Raw genomic sequence first — 1,067 nt, forward strand, 5'->3', positions numbered from 1 at the left:
CGATGCCGGCCGAGGGGAGGTTCTGATGGACCACGCCCTCGTCAAGCGGCTGCGGCAGGAGGTCGGCGACCGGCTCGCGCAGCCCGTCAGACGACCGGCCGCCCCGGCCCGGACGCCGCGCAGGGCTCCGACCAGCGCCAGGCGGACGCCGACGCGGTCACCGTCGAGCCGTGCCCGCGCTGCGGGACCCTCCTGGCCAACCCGGCCGCCTGCCCCTGCCCCATCGACGCCGAGCCCGTCGACACCCCGCCCACCGCAGCACCCACCGCAGCGCGCGGCGGAGCCGAGGACAGCGAGGTGATCGACGCCGAGATCGTCGACGACCCCAACACCAACACCAACACCGATGGAAGGACACCGCAGATGCGCGAGCTCACCAGCGGACTCAGCGGCGGCGACGGCGAGGGCTACGCCTCCACCATCTCCGCCCTGGAGCAGATCAAGGCCCTGCTTCAGCAGGTGTCGGAGGTCGTCAACGACCTCGGCGACACCCTGACCGCCCACACGGGGCTGACCGTGGTCGAGCAGACCCTGACCCACGCCCAGGCGGCGCACGAGCCGATCGCGGCCGCGATCGCCGCCGCCGGCGGCTCGGACAAGGTCGCCGAGACCCGTTGGTACGACGACCTGTAGCCGGTCGGCTGCGTGGCCTGCCCGCGCCCTACGCGCGGGCCGGTCACGGAACCTACCGACACCCAAGACCACGACTCAGCAGGCAGGACTCACCAGGGAGGTTGGCGTGGGCACCACGACCAGGACGCGGACCGAGACGGCGGACCCGCCGCGCTCGACCGCGATGAAAGCGGCGGTGCGCCGGATGGCCGCCAGGGCGGTCGAGAAGAAGACCACCCAGCCGGCCGACGACTCGGAGCAGCCGGGCCAGGACGAGACACCGTCGCCGGTGGGCCTCGCCGGACACCAGGGCCGTCGGCTGCTGGTGCGGTACCGGCGGCAACTGGCGCCGCTGGCCGCGCTGGGCGCCACCCACGCCGCGGGCGCTGCGGCCTCGGCCGCCGACGGGCCCGCCGCGCTCGGCGTGCTGGCCCTGACCGGCGCCGGGACCGTCG

General features: G+C 75.0%; 3 protein-coding genes. 2 read left to right on the plus strand and 1 reads right to left on the minus strand.

What is annotated here, in order from left to right:
• Positions 1-86: 86 nt before the first annotated feature.
• A complete protein-coding gene (locus DZF91_RS39410; RefSeq protein ID WP_158587847.1) occupies positions 87-245 on the minus strand; it encodes a hypothetical protein in 159 nt (52 codons plus the stop codon).
• 52 nt (positions 246-297) lie between these two features.
• On the opposite strand from DZF91_RS39410, the gene DZF91_RS04390 reads away from it, so the two are divergent.
• Positions 298-633 (plus strand): hypothetical protein, encoded by a 336-nt coding sequence (locus DZF91_RS04390; protein WP_117356213.1) that lies wholly within the window; start codon positions 298-300, stop codon positions 631-633.
• Between the two features lie 106 nt (positions 634-739).
• Positions 740-1,067, plus strand: a 328-nt coding sequence (locus DZF91_RS04395) for a hypothetical protein (RefSeq protein ID WP_199486405.1), incomplete at its 3' end; no start/stop codon positions are given.

It is taken from the genome of Actinomadura logoneensis (genome assembly GCF_003428695.1).
Lineage (GTDB): Bacteria > Actinomycetota > Actinomycetes > Streptosporangiales > Streptosporangiaceae > Spirillospora > Spirillospora logoneensis.